Origin of the sequence: Bradyrhizobium sp. 157, assembly GCF_023073815.1 — a bacterium.
GTDB lineage: Bacteria > Pseudomonadota > Alphaproteobacteria > Rhizobiales > Xanthobacteraceae > Bradyrhizobium.
Genome location: NZ_JADPKF010000066.1, coordinates 36040 through 53790 on the forward strand (window position 1 = coordinate 36040; position 17751 = coordinate 53790).

General features: G+C 62.4%; 23 protein-coding genes. 7 read left to right on the forward strand and 16 right to left on the reverse strand.

Going from position 1 to position 17751, the window contains the following annotated elements; translation table 11 throughout:
- The first annotated feature begins 57 nt into the window (after positions 1-57).
- On the forward strand, positions 58-951 hold the full coding sequence (locus IVA95_RS14660; RefSeq protein WP_247511113.1) for a LysR family transcriptional regulator: 894 nt from the start codon (positions 58-60) through the stop codon (positions 949-951).
- A gap of 67 nt (positions 952-1018) precedes the next feature.
- Here the strand turns inward: IVA95_RS14660 and IVA95_RS14665 are convergent, their stop codons facing one another.
- The 3 genes from IVA95_RS14665 to IVA95_RS14675 form a co-directional block, all read right to left on the reverse strand.
- Positions 1019-1249: a hypothetical protein gene (locus IVA95_RS14665; RefSeq protein WP_247511114.1), complete on the reverse strand. Its 231-nt coding sequence runs from the start codon at positions 1247-1249 to the stop codon at positions 1019-1021.
- Positions 1250-1370: 121 nt separating this feature from the next.
- A complete protein-coding gene (locus tag IVA95_RS14670; protein ID WP_247511115.1) occupies positions 1371-1583 on the reverse strand; it encodes a hypothetical protein in 213 nt (70 codons plus the stop codon).
- Between the two features lie 224 nt (positions 1584-1807).
- A complete protein-coding gene (locus IVA95_RS14675; RefSeq protein ID WP_213256292.1) occupies positions 1808-2452 on the reverse strand; it encodes a response regulator transcription factor in 645 nt (214 codons plus the stop codon).
- Positions 2453-2535: 83 nt separating this feature from the next.
- Between IVA95_RS14675 and IVA95_RS14680 the strand changes: the two genes are divergently transcribed.
- Complete coding sequence (locus tag IVA95_RS14680; RefSeq protein ID WP_247511116.1) at positions 2536-3888, forward strand: sensor histidine kinase; 1353 nt, start codon at positions 2536-2538, stop codon at positions 3886-3888.
- 2 nt (positions 3889-3890) lie between these two features.
- On the opposite strand, the gene IVA95_RS14685 is transcribed toward IVA95_RS14680, so the two are convergent.
- The 9 genes from IVA95_RS14685 to coxB all read right to left on the reverse strand — a co-directional run bounded on the left by IVA95_RS14685 (position 3891) and on the right by coxB (position 11221).
- The gene (locus IVA95_RS14685) at positions 3891-4271 is read right to left on the reverse strand and encodes a nuclear transport factor 2 family protein (RefSeq protein ID WP_247511117.1); all 381 of its coding nucleotides are present in this window, start codon (positions 4269-4271) and stop codon (positions 3891-3893) included.
- A gap of 180 nt (positions 4272-4451) precedes the next feature.
- Positions 4452-5219, reverse strand: coding sequence for an SURF1 family cytochrome oxidase biogenesis protein (locus IVA95_RS14690; protein ID WP_247511118.1), 768 nt, complete (start codon positions 5217-5219; stop codon positions 4452-4454).
- A complete protein-coding gene (locus IVA95_RS14695) occupies positions 5216-5605 on the reverse strand; it encodes a DUF983 domain-containing protein (protein WP_247511119.1) in 390 nt (129 codons plus the stop codon). Before IVA95_RS14695 ends, IVA95_RS14690 begins: the two co-directional genes overlap by 4 nt.
- A gap of 259 nt (positions 5606-5864) precedes the next feature.
- Positions 5865-6755 (reverse strand): cytochrome c oxidase subunit 3, encoded by an 891-nt coding sequence (locus IVA95_RS14700; RefSeq protein ID WP_213256298.1) that lies wholly within the window; start codon positions 6753-6755, stop codon positions 5865-5867.
- Between the two features lie 92 nt (positions 6756-6847).
- Entirely contained in the window at positions 6848-7492 is a 645-nt protein-coding gene (locus IVA95_RS14705; RefSeq protein WP_247511120.1) for a cytochrome c oxidase assembly protein, read from the reverse strand.
- Positions 7493-7497: 5 nt separating this feature from the next.
- Positions 7498-7662, reverse strand: a complete 165-nt coding sequence (locus tag IVA95_RS14710; protein WP_028348021.1) for a hypothetical protein — start codon at positions 7660-7662, stop codon at positions 7498-7500.
- Between the two features lie 18 nt (positions 7663-7680).
- Positions 7681-8622 carry a heme o synthase gene (locus IVA95_RS14715; RefSeq protein ID WP_247511121.1) on the reverse strand — a complete coding sequence of 314 codons (942 nt, stop codon included), beginning with the start codon at positions 8620-8622 and terminating at the stop codon, positions 7681-7683.
- A gap of 59 nt (positions 8623-8681) precedes the next feature.
- Positions 8682-10301, reverse strand: a complete 1620-nt coding sequence (ctaD, locus tag IVA95_RS14720; protein WP_247511122.1) for a cytochrome c oxidase subunit I — start codon at positions 10299-10301, stop codon at positions 8682-8684.
- Positions 10302-10384: 83 nt separating this feature from the next.
- A complete protein-coding gene (gene coxB, locus IVA95_RS14725; RefSeq protein ID WP_247511123.1) occupies positions 10385-11221 on the reverse strand; it encodes a cytochrome c oxidase subunit II in 837 nt (278 codons plus the stop codon).
- A gap of 513 nt (positions 11222-11734) precedes the next feature.
- Between coxB and IVA95_RS14730 the strand changes: the two genes are divergently transcribed.
- Entirely contained in the window at positions 11735-12286 is a 552-nt protein-coding gene (locus IVA95_RS14730; RefSeq protein WP_247511124.1) for an invasion associated locus B family protein, read from the forward strand.
- A 39-nt stretch (positions 12287-12325) separates the two neighbouring features.
- Here the strand turns inward: IVA95_RS14730 and IVA95_RS14735 are convergent, their stop codons facing one another.
- From IVA95_RS14735 to IVA95_RS14745, 3 genes are read right to left on the reverse strand one after another with little or no spacing between them, the layout of a single operon-like run.
- Positions 12326-12931, reverse strand: a complete 606-nt coding sequence (locus IVA95_RS14735) for a TlpA disulfide reductase family protein (RefSeq protein WP_247511125.1) — start codon at positions 12929-12931, stop codon at positions 12326-12328.
- A gap of 16 nt (positions 12932-12947) precedes the next feature.
- Positions 12948-13451, reverse strand: coding sequence for a hypothetical protein (locus tag IVA95_RS14740; protein ID WP_247511126.1), 504 nt, complete (start codon positions 13449-13451; stop codon positions 12948-12950).
- A gap of 10 nt (positions 13452-13461) precedes the next feature.
- Positions 13462-13854, reverse strand: a complete 393-nt coding sequence (locus tag IVA95_RS14745; protein WP_247511127.1) for a DoxX family protein — start codon at positions 13852-13854, stop codon at positions 13462-13464.
- Between the two features lie 146 nt (positions 13855-14000).
- Here IVA95_RS14745 and IVA95_RS14750 point away from each other — a divergent pair, with 146 nt between their 5' ends.
- A complete protein-coding gene (locus tag IVA95_RS14750) occupies positions 14001-14387 on the forward strand; it encodes a helix-turn-helix domain-containing protein (protein WP_247511128.1) in 387 nt (128 codons plus the stop codon).
- Between the two features lie 11 nt (positions 14388-14398).
- Here IVA95_RS14750 and IVA95_RS14755 read toward each other — a convergent pair whose 3' ends face one another.
- A complete protein-coding gene (locus IVA95_RS14755) occupies positions 14399-14893 on the reverse strand; it encodes a GNAT family N-acetyltransferase (RefSeq protein ID WP_247511129.1) in 495 nt (164 codons plus the stop codon).
- A gap of 88 nt (positions 14894-14981) precedes the next feature.
- Here IVA95_RS14755 and tldD point away from each other — a divergent pair, with 88 nt between their 5' ends.
- The 3 genes from tldD to IVA95_RS14770 all read left to right on the forward strand — a co-directional run bounded on the left by tldD (position 14982) and on the right by IVA95_RS14770 (position 17636).
- Positions 14982-16406: a metalloprotease TldD gene (gene tldD / locus IVA95_RS14760; protein ID WP_213256318.1), complete on the forward strand. Its 1425-nt coding sequence runs from the start codon at positions 14982-14984 to the stop codon at positions 16404-16406.
- A gap of 17 nt (positions 16407-16423) precedes the next feature.
- Entirely contained in the window at positions 16424-17194 is a 771-nt protein-coding gene (lepB, locus tag IVA95_RS14765) for a signal peptidase I (protein WP_247511134.1), read from the forward strand.
- 103 nt (positions 17195-17297) lie between these two features.
- Complete coding sequence (locus IVA95_RS14770; protein WP_247511130.1) at positions 17298-17636, forward strand: MmcQ/YjbR family DNA-binding protein; 339 nt, start codon at positions 17298-17300, stop codon at positions 17634-17636.
- Positions 17637-17751 lie beyond the last annotated feature (115 nt).

Here is a 17751-nt window from a genome sequence, read left to right on the forward strand (position 1 = left end):
GCGAGCGCGCCCTATTAGATGGTAGAATTAACTTGCACCTATGAACTGGATTCATGAATGGCGCGGCAAAACATCAGCGATCTCACCGCGTTCCTTGCGGTGGCGCGCGAAAGAAGCTTCACCCGGGCGGCGGCGCAGCTCGGTGTTTCACAGTCTGCGCTCAGCCATACGCTGCGCGGATTAGAGGAGCGGCTCGGATTGCGGCTGTTGACCCGCACCACGCGTAGCGTCGCGCCGACAGAGGCCGGCGAGCGGCTGTTGCGAACGGTCGGCCCGCGGCTGGAAGAGATCGATGCCGAAATGTCCGCCCTGACGGAACTGCGCGACAAACCGGCCGGCACAATTCGCATCACCGCGGCCGAACACTCGGCGAGCGCAATCCTCTGGCCGGCGCTGGCAAAGCTGCTGCCGCGCTATCCCGACATCAAGGTGGAGATCACCATCGACTATGGCCTCACCGACATCGTCGCGGAGCGCTACGACGCCGGCGTTCGCCTCGGCGAGCAGGTGGCAAAGGACATGATCGCGGTGCGCATCGGACCGGACTTCAGCATGGCGGTGGTCGGAGCGCCCTCCTACTTTGCTGGACATCCCAAGCCCGCCAAGCCCCAGGATCTGACCGCGCATAGCTGCATCAATATCCGGTTGCCGACCCATGGCGGGATCTACGCGTGGGAATTCGAGAAGCGCGGGCGCGGACTGAGGGTCCGAGTCGACGGCCAGTTGGTGTTCAACAACCTGGCGCTGCGGATGAGCGCGGTGCTGGCCGGGCTCGGCCTTGCCTATCTGCCGGAAGATCAGGCGCAGCCGTACCTCGCCGATGGCCGCCTGATCCGCGTGCTCGCCGATTGGTGTCCGCCATTTTCCGGTTATCACCTCTACTACCCGAGCCGCCGCCAGCTCACGCCCGCCTTTGCCGTGCTGGTCGAGGCGCTGCGTTACCGGCGATGATGCTTGTTGCCGGGCCAACAAAAAGGGCCGCAGGCGAACCTGCGGCCCTCTCTCCTGGAAGGGTCCGTCACTGACTTGTGCAGACCTTCATGGTTTTCATGCTGGTTTCGGCCTCGGTCTTGGTCTTGAAGGCGCCGTTGTCGACGATGGTGGTCGTCGTCGTGGTCGGCTTGGTATCGACCACCGTGCATTTCTTGGTGGTGGCGTCGCGAACCACATAAAATTCAGCAGCAAGCGCCGGCCCGGCGACGGCCGAAGCGGCAAAGGCCAGCGTCCCGATCATCAGAAACTTCCTCAAGGTGTCCTCCTCCGGTTTCCCAATGATGCAACCGGCAACTCCTGAGATAGTCGATTGTTCCAGTTTTTCCCGTCCGAGAGGATGCGCCGTCGGATGAGGCGGCGGCGAACTAGTCCGCGAACTAGTCCTCCTGGAGCCCTTCCAGGCTTTTGAGATATTTGAGCCCCTCGACCGCCAACAGCTCCGTGTCGGTCTCGCCTGCCATGCAGCGCTGTCGGATAAAGCGCTGGAGGCTGGCACGGCGTGCGTCGTTCTCGTCGATACTGCTGTGGATCAGCCGGTAGACGCTCCAGGCCCGTGCAAAGGCGGCTTCTGCGATATCCGGGCTGTTCATCCAGCTCTCCTTGCAAATGCCTCGCAAGGTTACTTTGCCAATTTTTCCCGTCAATCGGCGACAGACGATCGCCACGAAACAAAATCGATGATCGGGAACTTTTCGTTCTGATTGAATCAGAACCGGGCTCTAGATTCTTGTTTTGATGCGTTTTCTTGACGCGAACCGGTGTCCACCCCGGATCAAGTCCGGGGCAGGCTTCCGCTAACACGCTTTAGTGGCGTTCAGCCGAGCCCCATCTCGACCGCGATCCGGATCAAGTCCGAATGGTTCTTGGCGCCGAGCTTCTGCTTGAGCAGCGAGGTTGTGTTGGCCACCGTCTTGTAAGAAATCTCCAGCGCGTCGGCGACCTCGACAATCTTGTCGCCACGGCCCAACAGCCGCAGGATTTCCAGCTCGCGCGGCGTCATCAGCGACGCCGGATTGGCCTTGATCGAAGCTCCTGAGAACGTCACCGCCTCCGCCAGTTGCGGTGAAATGAAGTTCTCGCCGGCGGCCACCTTGCGGACGGCCCGCACCAGCATCCGGGGATCGTCACCCTTCGAAACATAGCCCTGCGCGCCCATCTCGATGGCGCGAACGACGAACGCCGGATCGTCATTCATGCTAAACATGATGATCCTCGCGCCCGGATCGTCCTTGCGGATGCGCCGCATCAGCTCGAAACCGGAAACGTCGGGAAGCTTGATGTCGATTACCGTGACGTCGGGCTTTCTGGCAATGTAGGCGCGGTGGCCGGACTTGGCGTCGGTGGCCTCCTCGATCTTGACGGAATTGTCCGAGGCGAACAGCGACCGGCAACCGGACAGAACCACCGGATGGTCGTCGACGATCAATACCTTCGTTGCCGATCTGGCGGAATTTTGCATCATCCTTCCCCTTTCGGGATAAATAAGCGGTTGCCAGCATTTGAAAAGAGAAATCTTGGGTTGCGGGAACTAGAATAGTGCAAATGTGGGAAAGGCTTTCTCTTAGAACGCGGCTGTTACTGCCGCTCGGCCTGATGTTCGTGGCCGCCCTGCTGGCCGGCGCCGTTTCGCTCCAGATCTTTGCCTCTGCGCACCTTGTGGAGGAAGCCGCGCCAGGGTCTCGCTCGGCCAGAACGGTCGCGGCGGCGCTCAATGCTGCACTTCAAGCCTCAGCCAATCCGCAAGCAACCCTCGACGCGTTCGTGCAATCGCTGGGAACGTCGGAAACGATCCGGTTTCGGCGCCTCGGGACCGACCTCGATGTTCACCCTCCCGAGGTGCAGACTCCCCTGGGAACGGTGCCTGAATGGTTCGTCCACCTCCTCGCCATCCCCGAATTCGGGACAGCCTTCCCCGTGATGGTCGAGGGGAAGCAGGTCGGCGATATCATATTTGCGCCGGACATGTCCGCCGACATCTACGAAAAGTGGATCGGATTTCTGGCGATGACCTGTTCCGGAATTGTCCTGATGCTGCTGACGGGGGCAATTGCCCACTTCACCGCGCGTTCCGCATTGGTACCGCTGCAAAATCTGGGCGACGGCCTGACCCGCATGCGAACGGGGAATTACGAACAGCTAATTTCCCCTGCCGGTCCGCCCGAGATCCGCAGGAGCGCGCAGGAAGCCAACGAACTCGCCCGCACCCTCAATCGCCTCAGCCAGGATAATCGTAGCCTGCTGCGCCGGATCGTGTCGCTGCAGGATGACGAGCGGCAGGACATGGCGCGCGAGCTCCATGATGAGCTCGGGCCATTGCTGTTCGGGATTCGCGCCAACACGGTGGCGCTCTTGGAGACGATCCCGTCCGCTAATGCGGAGTTGAGGAGCGCGGCCGATGGCATTTTGCAGTCGGTCGAAACATTGCAGCAGGCAAACCGCCGCATCCTCGACCGCCTGCGGCCGCTCTACATTCAGGAGCTCGGCCTGGAGAAGAGCATCCGAACACTGCTGCAGAATGCGAAGGCGCAGTCGCTTGGTTTGAAAGTGACGTCGCAGATCGACGCTGATCTGAACGAGGTCGACGGGCTGCTGTCGCAGACGATCTATCGCGTGATCCAGGAGGCTGTGACAAACGCGCTCCGCCACGCCAAAGCGAAATCGATGCATGTCGCGGCGGGGATCAACGAGCGCGAAGTGACCGTGGAAGTATCCGACGACGGCATCGGATTTCCGGCGGATCGGGTATTCGGCCGCGGACTGACGGGAATGCTGGAGCGCGTTCGGGCGCTGAGCGGGACGCTTGAGTTGTTGCGCGAGGCAGGGCGCACCTGCGTACGTTGCCGGCTTCCAGCAGGCGATTCCGCCCCGCATTCCCGACAGGCAGGCCGGGACTGACGTCAGCTGCCCTCAACGGCGGCAGCTTCCCGGCATAGGGGCCGGCCCGACGGGGCACAGATGGTCCGCTGGATCTTGCCGTCACGCGAAAAAGTGAACGCGATGCGGACGGGCGTGCCTTCGTGGCTCAGGTAGTCGAGCACGACGCCCTCAGTGGTCGGCGTGATTTCCTCCAGCCCGAATGCCGTGGGTGCGATCGCATCGAGGCGCGGCCGCCAATAGGATTCGAGCGCGGCACGGCCGTCACTGACCTTGACCTCGCCGCACTGGCATTCGGCCTTCGCGTCATCTGCATAGAGGTCAAGCAATGTCGCGAGGTCGCGATTGCGGCACGCGTCCAGCCAGTCGACCACCAATGCTACCTGATCGAAATCATCAGCCAATTCCGTGATCCCATCCACGTTGCCATACCTTGTCCGGAGTACTGACGCGGGTGACGGAGTATGGCGATCGTCGTGAATGGACACTGAACAGCCTATTTCCGGAACTCACCGTGGCACCTAAATGATTGTGCGGAACAAAGGTTCCATTAAGCTAGTCCGGACGAATACGGGGATGGAACTTTAGGCGCGGCGCTGCGCGCGCCACCACACGCTGAACGCGATAACGACCGCAAACGCCAGCGTGAACCAAGTAATGGCGTATTGCAGGTGATTGTCCTTGAGATGCACGGAAAGCGGCCCGGGCTTTGGGATGCCGCTCTCAGGTGCAGGCGTTTCCAGATCGACATAGAACGGCGCGATGGCCTTGTCGCCCTCGCCCCAGCCGAGCGTGCGCGCCATCGCGAGGTGATCGCGGGTGAACCACAGCCGTGTTGCCGCGCTCTCCGGCGGAGTCAGCGTCCCGGCGCTTTCGGGGAAACGCATGTAGCCGGTGAGCGTCGCGGGCTGGCCGGTCACGAGACGGCCCACTGCGCGATCCTGCTGGCTGCGGTCCTGCATCGTGTTCTGCACAAAACCGGCATTGACCACGATGACGCTGCCATCGGCGAGTTGCGCTGGCAAGAATGCCCAGGTGCCGGGACCGGAGACATCGTCGCGGACCGCGGAGCCTGCGCTATAAACCATCGCGTCCGGCAGTGTCGCGTAGGTCGCGGTGAAGCTGACGCGGCGGAATTCGTCTTTGGCCGGATTTAGCGAACTCCATTGCGTTTGCGCCGGCAGCGCCTCGGGCGCGGCCGCGAGCCGCTCATTCAGCTTGGCGATCAGCGCGTGCTTCTCGACCCGGCGCTGCAATTGCCAAACGCCAAGGCCGGCGAAGACCCCCACCATGATCAGCGTGAAGACGGCAAAGCCGGTGACCGGCCGCCGCCGTGACGAAAGGCCGTTCATTTCGGCTCGCGGTCGATAAGCCGTCCGGGCGCCGCCTTGTGATGGAATTGCAGCGCGATCAGAAGCGACTTCATCGAGCGTAACGGCAGAAGCGTGGTCACTGCGATCAGCGGCAGCCAGAGCGCCGCATGCAGCCAGAACGGCGGCTGATATTTGATTTCGACGATCAGGGCGGCGGTGACCACGATGGCGCCGGCCAGCATGATGATGAAGATCGCAGGACCGTCGCCAGAATCGATGAAGGCGTAGTCGAGCCGGCAAGCTTCGCAATTCGGGCGCAGGTCGAGGAAGCCCGCATAGAGCTTGTCCTTGCCGCAACGCGGGCAGCGGCAGGCGAGGCCGCGGAGTGCGCTCTGGGTTAGTGTGGGTGATCGGTCAGGCGTCATATTCCATCCTTCCCCTCTCCCCTTGTGGGAGAGGGTGCACTCGCGAAGCGAGGGCGGGTGAGGGGTTCTCTCCGCGGATGCAGACCCTTCATCCGTCTCGCCGCCGCTGCGCGTCCATAGCCGATGCAAAGCATCGGCGTCCTTTTTCTAAGTACGGCGGCCGACGGCCGCCTATGCCACCTTCTCCCAACAGGGGAGAAGGAAGAAAGAAAAAGGGGCGGTCCTTCCGACCGCCCCCTTGTAGCACGTCAACCCTGCATCAGTGCCCGGCCACCGGTCCCGAACCGCGGAACCAGACGTAGATCGTGACGAACAGGAACAGCCACACCACGTCAACGAAGTGCCAGTACCAGGCCGCGAATTCGAAACCGAGATGCTGCTTCGGCGTGAAGTGGCCGGCATAGGCGCGGAACAGGCAGACCAAGAGGAAGACAGTGCCGACCAGCACGTGGAAGCCATGGAAACCGGTCGCCATGAAGAAGGTCGCGCCGTAGATGTTGCCCGAGAACGAGAACGTGGCGTGGGCATATTCATAGGCCTGCACGGCGGTGAAGCAGGCGCCGAGCACGACGGTGAGAATCAGGCCGTATTTGAGCCCTTGGCGGTCGTTCTCCAGCAGCGCGTGGTGCGCCCAGGTCACCGTTGTGCCCGAGGTCAGCAGCAACAGCGTGTTGAGCAGCGGCAGATGCCAGGGGTCGAAGGTCTCGATGCCCTTCGGCGGCCAGGTGCCCGGCACGGGGCAGGCGCCGGCAGCCGTCCCCGGACCGCAACCGAACACCGCGTCGCGGGTGGCGTGGACCGCATCCGCAGGAAACAGCGCGGAATTGAAGAACGCCCAGAACCAGGCAACAAAGAACATCACCTCGGAGGCGATGAACAGGATCATGCCGTAGCGATGGCTGATCTGCACCACGCGGGTGTGGTCGCCCTTGTACTGGGCTTCGCGGATCACGTCGCCCCACCAGCTCGCCATGGTGTAGAGCACGCCGATGGTGCCGACGCCGAAGACGATTGGAGCACCGGAAAACATCTTGTGCATCCAGGCGATCGCGCCCACGGCCATGATGAAGGCCGAGATCGAGCCGACGACCGGCCACGGGCTCGGATCGACGAGGTGGTAGTCGTGGTGCTTCGCGTGCGCCGTAGCCATTGCGGTCTCTCCGTTAGATGTGCCGTTCCCTTCGGCACATATTCGTCTCAACAATCAAATCGCGAAATCCCGCCAGATACGGAATTCCGAGCTTACAGGCTTCCCTTGCGCTTGTCGGCTTCGCCGGCCGCGAGCGGCCGCTGTGCCGGTTCGCGCACGGGATAGAAGGTGTAGGACAGCGTAATCGTCTTCAGTCCGTCGTTCTCGCTGTCTTTCGCCAGCGCCGGATCGACGTAGAACACCACGGGCATCTCGCGCTTCTCGCCGGGGCCCATCGTCTGTTCGGTGAAGCAGAAGCAGTTGATCTTCTGGAAATAGGCGCCGACGGTGAGCGGCGCGACGTTGTAGGCGGCAACGCCGGCGGTGGCACGCGCGGCCTGGTTGGTCACGGTATAAAAGACGGTGACGACCTCGCCAATGCGGACTTCGATCTCGTTCTGCTCGGGCTCGAATTTCCACGGCAGTCCGGGGCCGACATTGGCGTCGAACCGCACTGCGATCTTGCGCTCCAGCGGCGCGTCAGATGGCGCCGAAGTCGCGACCTGCGTGGTGCCGTTGAAGCCGGTGGCGCGGCAGAACCAGTCGTAGAAGGGCACGGCGGCATAAGACGCGCCGACCATCAACACCACGACGAAGCCGCAGATCGAGGCAACGGCCGCATCGCGCGTCAGGGTACGGCGCGAGGCAAGCCTCTCGCCTTCCGCCCTGCCCTTGCTGATCTGCGGCTCGTTCTGCATCTCAATCACAACGGACGGACGAGAACGCCCGGCCCCTTGACCATGGTGACTGCGAAAAACAGCACGACGAGGACGCCGAGCGCGAGCGCAATGGCGATCGAGCGCTGACGGCGGCTTCGCTTCTGCGCCTCGGTGAGGACGATTCCATCTGGCTTGCGCTTGTCGTCCATAAGCGTTCCATGCGCCCCCTACCCGACGACCATAGCTGCGACGGCGCGAATCACGACCTCGAGCAGGAGCGTCGCAAACAGCGCGAACAGATAGAGGATCGAGAAGGCAAACAGCCGGCGGGTGGCGCGCTGCGCCTGCTTGCCTTCGCGGTGGCGGTAGACCTCGATCGCAAGCCACATCATGCCGGCGCCGAGCATCAGCGAAATGACGCCGTACACCGCGTCGAAATAGCCGAGCGGCCAGGGCGCGGCGGCGATGGCGACCAGCACGATCGTGTAGAGCAGTATCTGCAGCCGCGTCGCGTCGGGCCCGGCAACCACGGGCAGCATCGGAATCCCGGCGCGGGCATAGTCGTCGGAACGAAAGAGCGCCAGCGCCCAGAAATGCGGCGGGGTCCAGAAGAAGATGATGAGGAACAGGAGCAGCGGCTCAATCGACAGCGAGCCGGTGGCCGCGGCCCACGCCACGACAGGCGGCAGCGCGCCGGCGGCACCGCCAATCACGATGTTCTGCGCGGTCCAGCGCTTCAGCCACATCGTGTAGATCACCACGTAGAAGAAGATCGTGAACGCCAGCAACGCACCGGCGAGCCAGTTGACGAGGGTGCCGAGCGTCATCACTGAGAAGAACGACAGGATCAGGCCGAATGCCATGGCCTCGCCCTGCGTGATGCGTCCCCGCGGAATCGGCCGGTTGGCAGTGCGCGACATCAAAGCGTCTATGTCACCCTCATAGGCCATGTTCAGCGCGCCCGAGGCGCCGGCCCCGACCGCGATGCAGAGGATCGAGGTGAAGGCGATGACCGGATGGACGTGGCCGGGCGCGATGAAGAGGCCGACCAGCGCGGTGAAGATCACGAGCGACATCACCCGCGGCTTCAGCAGCGCGAGGTAATCACCGACATCAGCCTCGGAAACCCGGGGCAGAGCATCGATGGCATTGTGGTCGACTACCGACAAGATTTATCTCGCTTCACTAAAGCCGCGGCGCGCAACGATAGCGCGCCGCGGACAAATGTTTACTGCACGCGCGGCAGCACTTCGAACTGGTGGAAGGGCGGCGGCGACGTCAGCGTCCACTCCAGCGTGGTGGCGCCGGCGCCCCACGGATTGTTGGCAGCCGCCTGCTTCTTCACGAAGGCATCGACCACGCCGTAGATGAAGATCAGCACGCCGAAGCCCGAAACGTAGGAGCCGAGTGAGGACACCAGGTTCCAGCCCGCGAACGCGTCCGGATAGTCGACATAGCGGCGCGGCATGCCCGACAGGCCGAGGAAGTGCTGCGGGAAGAACACCAGGTTGACGCCGATGAAGGTGAACCAGAAGTGCAGCTTGCCGATGGTTTCCGAATACATGTAGCCGGACATCTTCGGGAACCAGTAGTACCAGCCCGCGAAGATCGCGAACACGGCGCCCAGCGACAGCACGTAGTGGAAGTGCGCGACCACGTAATAGGTATCCTGCAGCACGCGGTCGACGCCGGCATTGGCCAGCACGACGCCGGTGACGCCGCCGACCGTGAACAGGAAGATGAAGCCGATCGCCCACAGCATCGGCGTCTTGAACTCGATCGAGCCGCCCCACATCGTGGCGATCCAGGAGAAGATCTTCACGCCGGTCGGCACCGCGATCACCATGGTGGCGGCGACGAAATAGGCCTGCGTCGCGCTGGACATGCCGACCGTGTACATGTGGTGCGCCCACACCACGAAGCCGATGCCGCCGATCGCGACCATGGCGTAGGCCATGCCGAGATAGCCGAACACGGGCTTGCGCGAGAAGGTGGAGACGATCTGGCTGATCATGCCGAAGCCAGGCAGGATCAGGATGTACACTTCGGGGTGGCCGAAGAACCAGAACAGATGCTGGAACAGCACCGGATCGCCGCCGCCGTCGGCGGAGAAGAAGGTGGTGCCGAAGTTACGGTCGGTGAGCAGCATGGTGATGGCGCCGGCGAGCACCGGCAGCGACAACAACAGCAGGAACACCGTCACCAGGATCGACCAGACGAACAGCGGCATCTTGTGCAGGGTCATGCCCGGCGCGCGCATGTTGAAGATCGTGGTGATGAAGTTGATGGCGCCGAGAATCGAGGAGGCGCCGGCCAGATGCAGCGACAGGATCGCGAAATCGACCGCCGGTCCTGGATGGCCCGAGGTCGATAGTGGCGCGTAGATGGTCCAGCCCGCGCCGACACCGTTGGCGCCCGGCTCACCCTCGACGAAGGTGGACATCAACAGTAGCGCGAAGGAAGCCGGCAGCAGCCAGAACGAGATGTTGTTCATGCGCGGGAACGCCATGTCGGGCGCGCCGATCATCAGCGGCACGAACCAGTTGCCGAAGCCGCCGATCATCGCCGGCATCACCATGAAGAAGATCATGATCAAGCCGTGCGAGGTCACGAACACATTGTAGGTGTGGGATTCGTGGAAGAACTGGACGCCGGGATACATCAGCTCGATGCGGATCGCGATCGACATCGCAGCCCCGATGACACCTGCGAAGATCGCGAAGATAAGGTACATCGTGCCGATGTCCTTATGGTTCGTCGAATAGAGCCAGCGCCGCCATCCGGTCGGATTGGCATGCGCATGGTCGTCATGGGCGTGATCGTGGTGTGTCGCAGCGGTCGTTGCCATTTTGTAATCCTGCCTTGCAGTCCCTTTGCGGACCTTTTCAGGTCCCGTCGCCCTTGTCCCTTGCGTGTCCCTTGGCCTGCGCCCTACTGCGCGGCCTGGCCCCCAGCCGAGGCGTAGGTGTTCGCCGGGTTGGTCGCATATTTCTTCTTCGCCGCCTCAACCCAATCAGCGAATTCCTGATCGCTCACCACCTTCACCGCGATCGGCATGAAGGCGTGGTCCTTGCCGCACAGTTCGGAGCACTGACCGTAATACATGCCGGTCTTGGTCGCCTTGAACCAGGTCTCGTTGAGACGGCCGGGGATCGAGTCAATCTTGATGCCGAACGACGGCACCGCAAACGCGTGGATCACGTCAGCGCCGGTGGTCTGGACCCGGATCACCTTGTTGACCGGCACCACCATCTCGTTGTCGACGCCAAGCAGGCGCGGCTGCTTGTCCTGAGCCATCAGCGAGTCGAACTCGAACTTGCCGTTATCGGGGTAGGCGTAGCTCCAATACCACTGCTTGCCAGTGACCTTGACGGTCAGGTCAGCCTTGGGAATGTCGAGCTGTTGGAACAGGAGGCGGAACGACGGCACCGCGATACCAACCAGGATCAGCACCGGGATCAGCGTCCAGGCCACCTCGATCAGGGTGTGGTGGGTGGTCCGGGAGGGCACCGGATTGGCCCCGGCGTTGAACTTCACCACCACGATGACCAGCAGCGCCAGCACGAACAGGGTGATCAGCGTGATGATCACCAAGAGCAAGTTATGGAAGCTGATGATGTTTTCCATCACCGGGGTAGCGGCTTCCTGCAGCGTGATTTCCCACGGCTTTGGCTGCTGCCCAAAAGCCGTCCCGCCGGAGACGAGCGCCATGCCCGCTACCGCCAACCCCAGCAACCGCCGGCCCATCAGGCCCTTCGACATCTTCATGCCGCTCGCGCTCCCTTAGAAATAGTCCCCAAAGCATTTCCGCCGGATGGCAGGAAATGCCGCACGATCCGCCCTCACAAACGGCCTACCGGAGGTACTTTTGAAGTACACCTTCGAAAGTACCTGCAACAGTATTGCTGCAGTACCCCGGGCCAGATCGTTAGAACGCGTCGAAATCCAGCCTCTCAAATCATAATTCCAAGGCTCTCGCAATGCAGTAGTGGTGCGCAAAGCCATGCGTCACCTGCTATTCGCCGGACGTCGGATTTCCCCGACAAATCAGGCAAAACCTGCCGTTTGGCAGGCCTGCACCGCTTGACAGCCCGATTGCCGGATGTAGGCACAGTCATGGTGCTCCCGAGCGACCTGATTCGCTTGGGCCGGATGGTCCTTGATGGCGTGGATAGGCTCTCGGACCGCCTTCAAGGCGCCGTCATTGCGTATCAGTCCGGGTAAGTCCAGTTACAATATGTGCTGCCGGCGCTGCCGGAAATCGTGAGAGGATCGACCCGGATGGGGCGTTCGAAACATCAGGCGGGACGACATCAGGCAGGATCTCGCCTGGAACCGGCCCGCTGGCTCGGCGGCCTGCTCGCCGTGGCCTTCCTGCTCGACCTGACCCAGGCGGCGAGCGCGCAGGGCGCGGTGCGGTCGGTCCATGGCGACTGGCAGATCCGCTGCGACACCCCGCCTGGTGCCCAAGGCGAGCAATGCGCGCTGATCCAGAGCGTGGTCGCCGAGGACCGCTCCAACGCCGGCCTGACCGTGATCGTGCTGAAAACCGCCGACCAGAAGAGCAAGCTGATGCGGGTGGTCGCCCCCCTTGGCGTGCTGCTGCCCTCCGGGCTCGGCCTGAAACTCGATAACCAGGACGTTGGGCGGGCCGGGTTCGTGCGATGCCTGCCGAATGGCTGCGTCGCCGAGGTGGTGATGGACGAAAAACTCTTGGGCCAGCTCCGGGGCGCCAAGACGGCAACTTTCATTATCTTTGAGACTCCCGAAGAGGGGATTGGGTTTCCGCTCAGCCTGAACGGGCTCGGCGAGGGGTATGACAAGCTGCCGTGAGGGCGGAGCCGATAGCTTCGCAAGATCCGGCTGATCGACTTAACCGGAATTGCCGTAGTAATCGAGCAATCGGCGCGCCTCGATGGAAAGCCAGTCTGCTTCACCGCTGATATAGCCTTCGACTTGCCCGGTGATGCCGATCAAAAAGGTAATGGGCATGCCATAGAGCGCGAACGGCGTGTCGGCTTGGCCGCTTGCGCCGGCTCTTGCCACAAGTCCTTGCGGATCAAGCCCGATCGCAAGGCGCCGGAGCTTCAGCCCTTTCACAAAAGGCGCAATGACCGAGCGGTCGCGATCCGTTGCCACGGCGATCACCATGAGATTCCTGACGTCGCTCGCCGCCAGACTGTCCAGCATCGGCAGTTCGGTCCGGCAGGCCGGACACCAGGTCGCCCAAAAATTGACGAGCACCACCTTCCCTCTCAAGGAGGTCAAATCGATCGCGCCTCCGGAGAGACGCGGAATCGGTACAGACGGGATAGGCCTCGCGCCACGAAGCTGGATGAACTGATGCCGGGAGGTGGCGAATGGCGGCGGACCTTGGGCCTGGGCGCCATTGGATGCAGCCGACATCGCGACCGAGGTGCCGGCCCCGAGCAGCCCTGCAACGACCGTGCGGCGTGTTGGCCCGCGATGTGGCGCCATGGTGCGTGTCCGCTTGTCATGACCGGATGTAGGACCAACCGGCTTCCTGCAATTCGATGATGCGTCCGGGCCCGCTCGGCACCAGATCGACATTGTCGATCAGCGTGATCGGGCGGCCCTCGCTGCGCTGCATGCCCTGCTTCGTCGCATCGCAGACCACGAAGCGGATGTTTGGGTTCACCGCCCTTACCACCTGCAGCATATCCTTCACCGGCGACGTGTTGACACGGAACATGTGAACGCCGGCATTGTAGGCGACGATCTCGATCATGAACGGTTCGTTGCGGTCCTGGTAGTATTTCGGAAGGTTGAGCGACGTCGAGATCAAGGCCCGCATCGTGGTGGGATCGTCGCTATTGATCGGCAGCACCAGCCGATGCACCGGAGGCGAGGCGCGCTTCGCGTCCGGTTTCGAGACGGCGGAGCCCGGCTCGGTCAGCAACAACGTCACGACCAGCGGCACGATGAAGGTCAGCGCCAGCCCGACCCATTTGATTACCTGGCGGAAAGACAGGCGCATTATCGCGGCTTCAAAATGCCCTGGCGAGAGAAGCAATCTCCTCGCGCTTGGAATAGGCGACGAGCACGTTCAATACGAGCAGGACCATTGCCGGTACCGGCGATCCCCCGATGACGAACAAATGCGTGATCACCGCGCCGATCATGATGCAGATGAGCAGCAGCGCACCGAAGCCGGCCTTTCGCGGAAGCAGCAGCAGGATTGCCCCGATGATCTCGAGACTGCCGGTCAAATAGCGAAACCATTGGCCAAGCCCAATATGGTGAAACTCGTCCACCATCATCGGCACGCCGTAGAGCTTGACGCCCCCGGCCGCCAGGAACGCCAGCGCCAGCAATCCTCTGACAATCCACACGGCAACATAGGTCCAACGGCGCTCGGCAGGCACAGCAACGTCCGACATCGAAACTCCCGAAAATTTGAGAAACGGTCCGCGGCCGCGAGCACCAGGCCTTAATGTGTCGAAGGCTTAAGGCGACCGCGGGCTTTCAAGACCAAAATTCGGTACTAAGATGAAATTGACAAGTAGGATGATTTTTCTGGTGTAGTATGAAAAAGCAGACTAATGAGCCCGCGCCGTCCGAATGCCCCGCAGCGCCGCAGCTTCAGCGCGCGCTTCGCGTGCTCTCCGGCAAGTGGAAGGGCGAAATCCTCTGGCAGCTTGTCGGCGGCAAGCGGCGGTTCGGCGAATTGCGGCGCGCCATTCCCGATGTGACGCAGCACATGCTGACCACCCAACTACGCGACCTCGAAAACGAAGGCCTGGTGAAACGCACCGTGTTTCCCGAAGTGCCGCCGCGCGTCGAATACGAAATGACACCGGCGGCGAGGGACTTGAAGCCGGTATTCGACGAACTGTCCCGATGGGCCAATACCCATGGCAGGCTGGAGCCCGATGCAAACCCTGCCGGCAAAGGATATGACAAGTTGCCGTGAGGCGTAGGCTGCTAAAACAGCATCCCCATGAGGACCAGGTTTTCGTAGCCGCCATCGACCAGAATGCGGTTGCGCTGCAGCCCTTCGATTTCAAACCCGAATTTCTTGTAGAGCCTGATCGCTGCCGTGTTGCTTTCCCGAACCGTCAGTTCGACCCGGCGCAGTCCAAAGTCGCGCGCCGCGTCGAGCGTCTGACGCATCAAACGCCCGCCTATTCCCTGCCGCCGGAATTCCGGCAGCAGCGCGATGCCGAGAACGCCGACGTGGGAATAAATCGGCCTTGGGTTGGGCACGATATCGCACCATCCGATCACCTGGCCGTCTGAAACGGCGACCAGTTGCGGATAACCTTGCTTGATATTGTTGAGAATGAACGCCCGCGTCGATTCGAATGACGGGGCTTCCAGAAACGCGAGATAACGGCGCTCCCTGGCGACGAAATCGAGGGCGCGATGAAAGCTCTCGATATGGGCTTCCCTGATCGGAACAATTTGAACGACAGCCATCGTCTCAGCAACGTGTTGATCCCGCCCCTCGCGGAATGGCCCGGAAACAACTATCTTGGATGCGCCCCTCCGACAACGGACTGATTTGATGACAAACCCTGCCACCACCTCCCTGCTCGACCGCGCCAATCTCGACCGCGATGCCGTCCGACGCGAGATCACGCGGGGGCTTTTGGGCGCCGACGATGGCGAGCTGTTTCTGGAATACGGCCAGACCGAAGCGCTCGGCTTCGACAATGGGCGCTTGAAGCAGGCGACCTACGACACCTCGCAGGGTTTTGGCCTGCGCGCGGTAAAGGACGATGCGGTGGGTTACGCGCATTCCTCCGACGTGTCGCTGCCGGCGCTGATCCGCGCAGCGGACGCGGTGGCGGCCGTGCGCGGCGGGTACAGCGGCAATTTTGCAGCACCGCCGCCGCACACCAATGTGCGGCTCTATGGCGACGAGAATCCTTTGGATGCGCCGGGCTTCGAGGCCAAGGTGAAGCTGCTGGCCGAGATCGACGCTTACGTCCGCGACAAGGACCCGCGGGTGCGGCAGGCCTCGATCAGCCTGGGCGCCACCTGGCAGGTTGTGGAAATCCTGCGGCCCGACGGCGAGAGCTATCGCGACATCCGCCCGCTGGTCCGGGTGAATATTTCCGTCGTCGCCGGCCAAGGCGACCGGCAGGAAAGCGGCAGCAAGGGTTATGGTGGACGCGAGGGCTATGCGCGCTTCATCGAAACCAAAGCGTGGCGCGAGGCTGCCGACGGCGCGATCCGCGAGGCCTTGGTCAATCTGGAATCGGTGCCCGCGCCCGCGGGAGAAATGGACGTGGTGCTGGGCGCTGGCTGGCCCGGCGTGATGCTGCATGAAGCGGTCGGTCATGGGCTGGAGGGCGACTTCAACCGCAAGCAGACGTCCGCTTTCGCAGGACTGATGGGCAAGCAGGTCGCGGCCAAGGGCGTCACCGTCGTCGACGACGGCACCATCGCCTCGCGGCGTGGTTCTCTTTCAATTGACGACGAAGGCACGCCGACAAACCGCACCGTGCTGATCGAGGATGGCATCCTCGTCGGCTACATGCAGGACCGGCAGAACGCGCGGCTGATGAACATGAAGCCGACCGGCAACGGCCGCCGCCAGAGCTACGCCCATGTGCCGATGCCGCGCATGACCAACACCTACATGCTGGCCGGTGATCGCGATCCGGCGGAAATCATCGCGTCGGTGAAGAATGGCGTTTATGCCGCGAATTTCGGCGGCGGCCAGGTCGACATCACCTCCGGCAAATACGTGTTCCAATGCACCGAGGCTTACAAGATCGAGAACGGCAAGCTCGGCGCACCCTTGAAGGGCGCGATGCTGATCGGCAACGGGCCGACCGACCTGCATAGAATCACCATGGTCGGCAACGATCTGGCGCTCGACACCGGCATCGGCACCTGCGGCAAGAACGGCCAAGGCGTGCCGGTCGGCGTCGGCCAGCCGACGCTGCGGATGGAAAAGATCACGGTCGGAGGAACGGGTTAGTGAGCGACAAAAAGGTGGTGAGCGACCACAAGGATGCTTCTCCCGGCCAATGGTCGAGCTGGCGCGCGCAAGCCGTGCAACTGGCGGCGATTGTTGCCGTCGTGTTCCTCGCCAAGGGTGCGATCGCCGAGCCCTTTTATGTTCCGTCCGGTTCGATGGAGCCGACGCTTCTGATCGGCGACGCGTTGGTTGCCTCGAAATTTCCCTATGGCTACGGCGCGGCGTCGCTGCCGATCCAGATCACGCTGCCTGAGACCGGCCGCCTGTTCGGCGAAACGCCGAAGCGCGGCGATGTCGTTGTGTTCCGCTGGCCGGGCGACCGCTCGCAGGCCTGGGTGAAGCGCGTGGTCGGATTGCCGGGCGACCGCGTCCAGATGCGGCAGGGCCAGCTCTTCATCAACGACCATGCCGCGACGTTGAAGCCGGACGGCGTGGCGCAGGCCGAAGACGATCGCGGCAATACCGAACGGGCCTACCGCTTCATCGAAACGCTGCCGAACGGCGTCAGCCACGCGATCTTCAAGATGCGCGACAATGGAAGGCTCGACAACACGCCCGAGGTGACCGTGCCGCCGGGCAAACTGTTCGTGCTCGGCGACAACAGGGACAATTCCGCCGACAGCCGCGTCTCCGTGCGCGACGGCGGCGTGGGACTGTTGCCGATCGACAATCTGATCGGCCGCGCCGATGCCGTGGTCGGCTCCTGGGATCTCGGCATGCGCAACCAACCGGTATGGACCTGGTTGTCGGGTTTCCGGCTGGCGCGGTTTTTTACGTCCGTGCATTGAGCGGGAAGTAGGGTGGGCAAAGGCGCATTTGCGCCGTGCCCACCATCTCGCCAGCGATCAAGCTAATGGTGGGCACGCTTTGCCCACCCTACGGCGCTGAGCCATGACCTTCGATGATGTCAGAAAAATCGCGCTTCTCTGGCCGGAGGTCGAGGACGGCACCTCCTACGGCACGCCGGCCCTGAAGGTGCGCAAGAAGATGCTGGTGCGGCTAAAGGAGGACGGCGACAGCCTGGTGATGCCAAGCGTGCCAAGGGACGAGCGCGAGATGCTGGTGGAAAGCCAGCCCAAGACGTTTTACTTCACCGATCACTACCGCGATTATCCGATCGTGCTGATCCGCCTCTCGAAGGCCAGCCGCGCCACCGTCGAACCGTTGCTGCGCCGACACTGGCGCACGCTGGCGTCGAAGAAAGCAGTGAAGGAATTCGACGAGCTTTAGTCTCTTCCGTCATTGCTGTGCATGTTCACTAATTCGCTGATTGGATCGCTCCACTGGAGGACGATCCAATGCGCGATAACAGCTACGACCGGACGATTGAACGCAACTATCTGCA

Coding starts and splice junctions, on each gene's coding strand:
- IVA95_RS14660 (WP_247511113.1), top strand. CDS start 58: ATGGCGCGGCAAAACATCAGCGATCTCACCGCGTTCCTTGCGGTGGCG.
- IVA95_RS14670 (WP_247511115.1), bottom strand. CDS start 1,583: ATGAACAGCCCGGATATCGCAGAAGCCGCCTTTGCACGGGCCTGGAGC.
- IVA95_RS14675 (WP_213256292.1), bottom strand. CDS start 2,452: ATGCAAAATTCCGCCAGATCGGCAACGAAGGTATTGATCGTCGACGAC.
- IVA95_RS14680 (WP_247511116.1), top strand. CDS start 2,536: ATGTGGGAAAGGCTTTCTCTTAGAACGCGGCTGTTACTGCCGCTCGGC.
- IVA95_RS14690 (WP_247511118.1), bottom strand. CDS start 5,219: ATGAACGGCCTTTCGTCACGGCGGCGGCCGGTCACCGGCTTTGCCGTC.
- IVA95_RS14695 (WP_247511119.1), bottom strand. CDS start 5,605: ATGACGCCTGACCGATCACCCACACTAACCCAGAGCGCACTCCGCGGC.
- IVA95_RS14700 (WP_213256298.1), bottom strand. CDS start 6,755: ATGGCTACGGCGCACGCGAAGCACCACGACTACCACCTCGTCGATCCG.
- IVA95_RS14705 (WP_247511120.1), bottom strand. CDS start 7,492: ATGCAGAACGAGCCGCAGATCAGCAAGGGCAGGGCGGAAGGCGAGAGG.
- IVA95_RS14710 (WP_028348021.1), bottom strand. CDS start 7,662: ATGGACGACAAGCGCAAGCCAGATGGAATCGTCCTCACCGAGGCGCAG.
- ctaD (WP_247511122.1), bottom strand. CDS start 10,301: ATGGCAACGACCGCTGCGACACACCACGATCACGCCCATGACGACCAT.
- coxB (WP_247511123.1), bottom strand. CDS start 11,221: ATGAAGATGTCGAAGGGCCTGATGGGCCGGCGGTTGCTGGGGTTGGCG.
- IVA95_RS14730 (WP_247511124.1), top strand. CDS start 11,735: ATGGGGCGTTCGAAACATCAGGCGGGACGACATCAGGCAGGATCTCGC.
- IVA95_RS14735 (WP_247511125.1), bottom strand. CDS start 12,931: ATGGCGCCACATCGCGGGCCAACACGCCGCACGGTCGTTGCAGGGCTG.
- IVA95_RS14740 (WP_247511126.1), bottom strand. CDS start 13,451: ATGCGCCTGTCTTTCCGCCAGGTAATCAAATGGGTCGGGCTGGCGCTG.
- IVA95_RS14745 (WP_247511127.1), bottom strand. CDS start 13,854: ATGTCGGACGTTGCTGTGCCTGCCGAGCGCCGTTGGACCTATGTTGCC.
- IVA95_RS14750 (WP_247511128.1), top strand. CDS start 14,001: ATGAAAAAGCAGACTAATGAGCCCGCGCCGTCCGAATGCCCCGCAGCG.
- IVA95_RS14755 (WP_247511129.1), bottom strand. CDS start 14,893: ATGGCTGTCGTTCAAATTGTTCCGATCAGGGAAGCCCATATCGAGAGC.
- tldD (WP_213256318.1), top strand. CDS start 14,982: ATGACAAACCCTGCCACCACCTCCCTGCTCGACCGCGCCAATCTCGAC.
- IVA95_RS14770 (WP_247511130.1), top strand. CDS start 17,298: ATGACCTTCGATGATGTCAGAAAAATCGCGCTTCTCTGGCCGGAGGTC.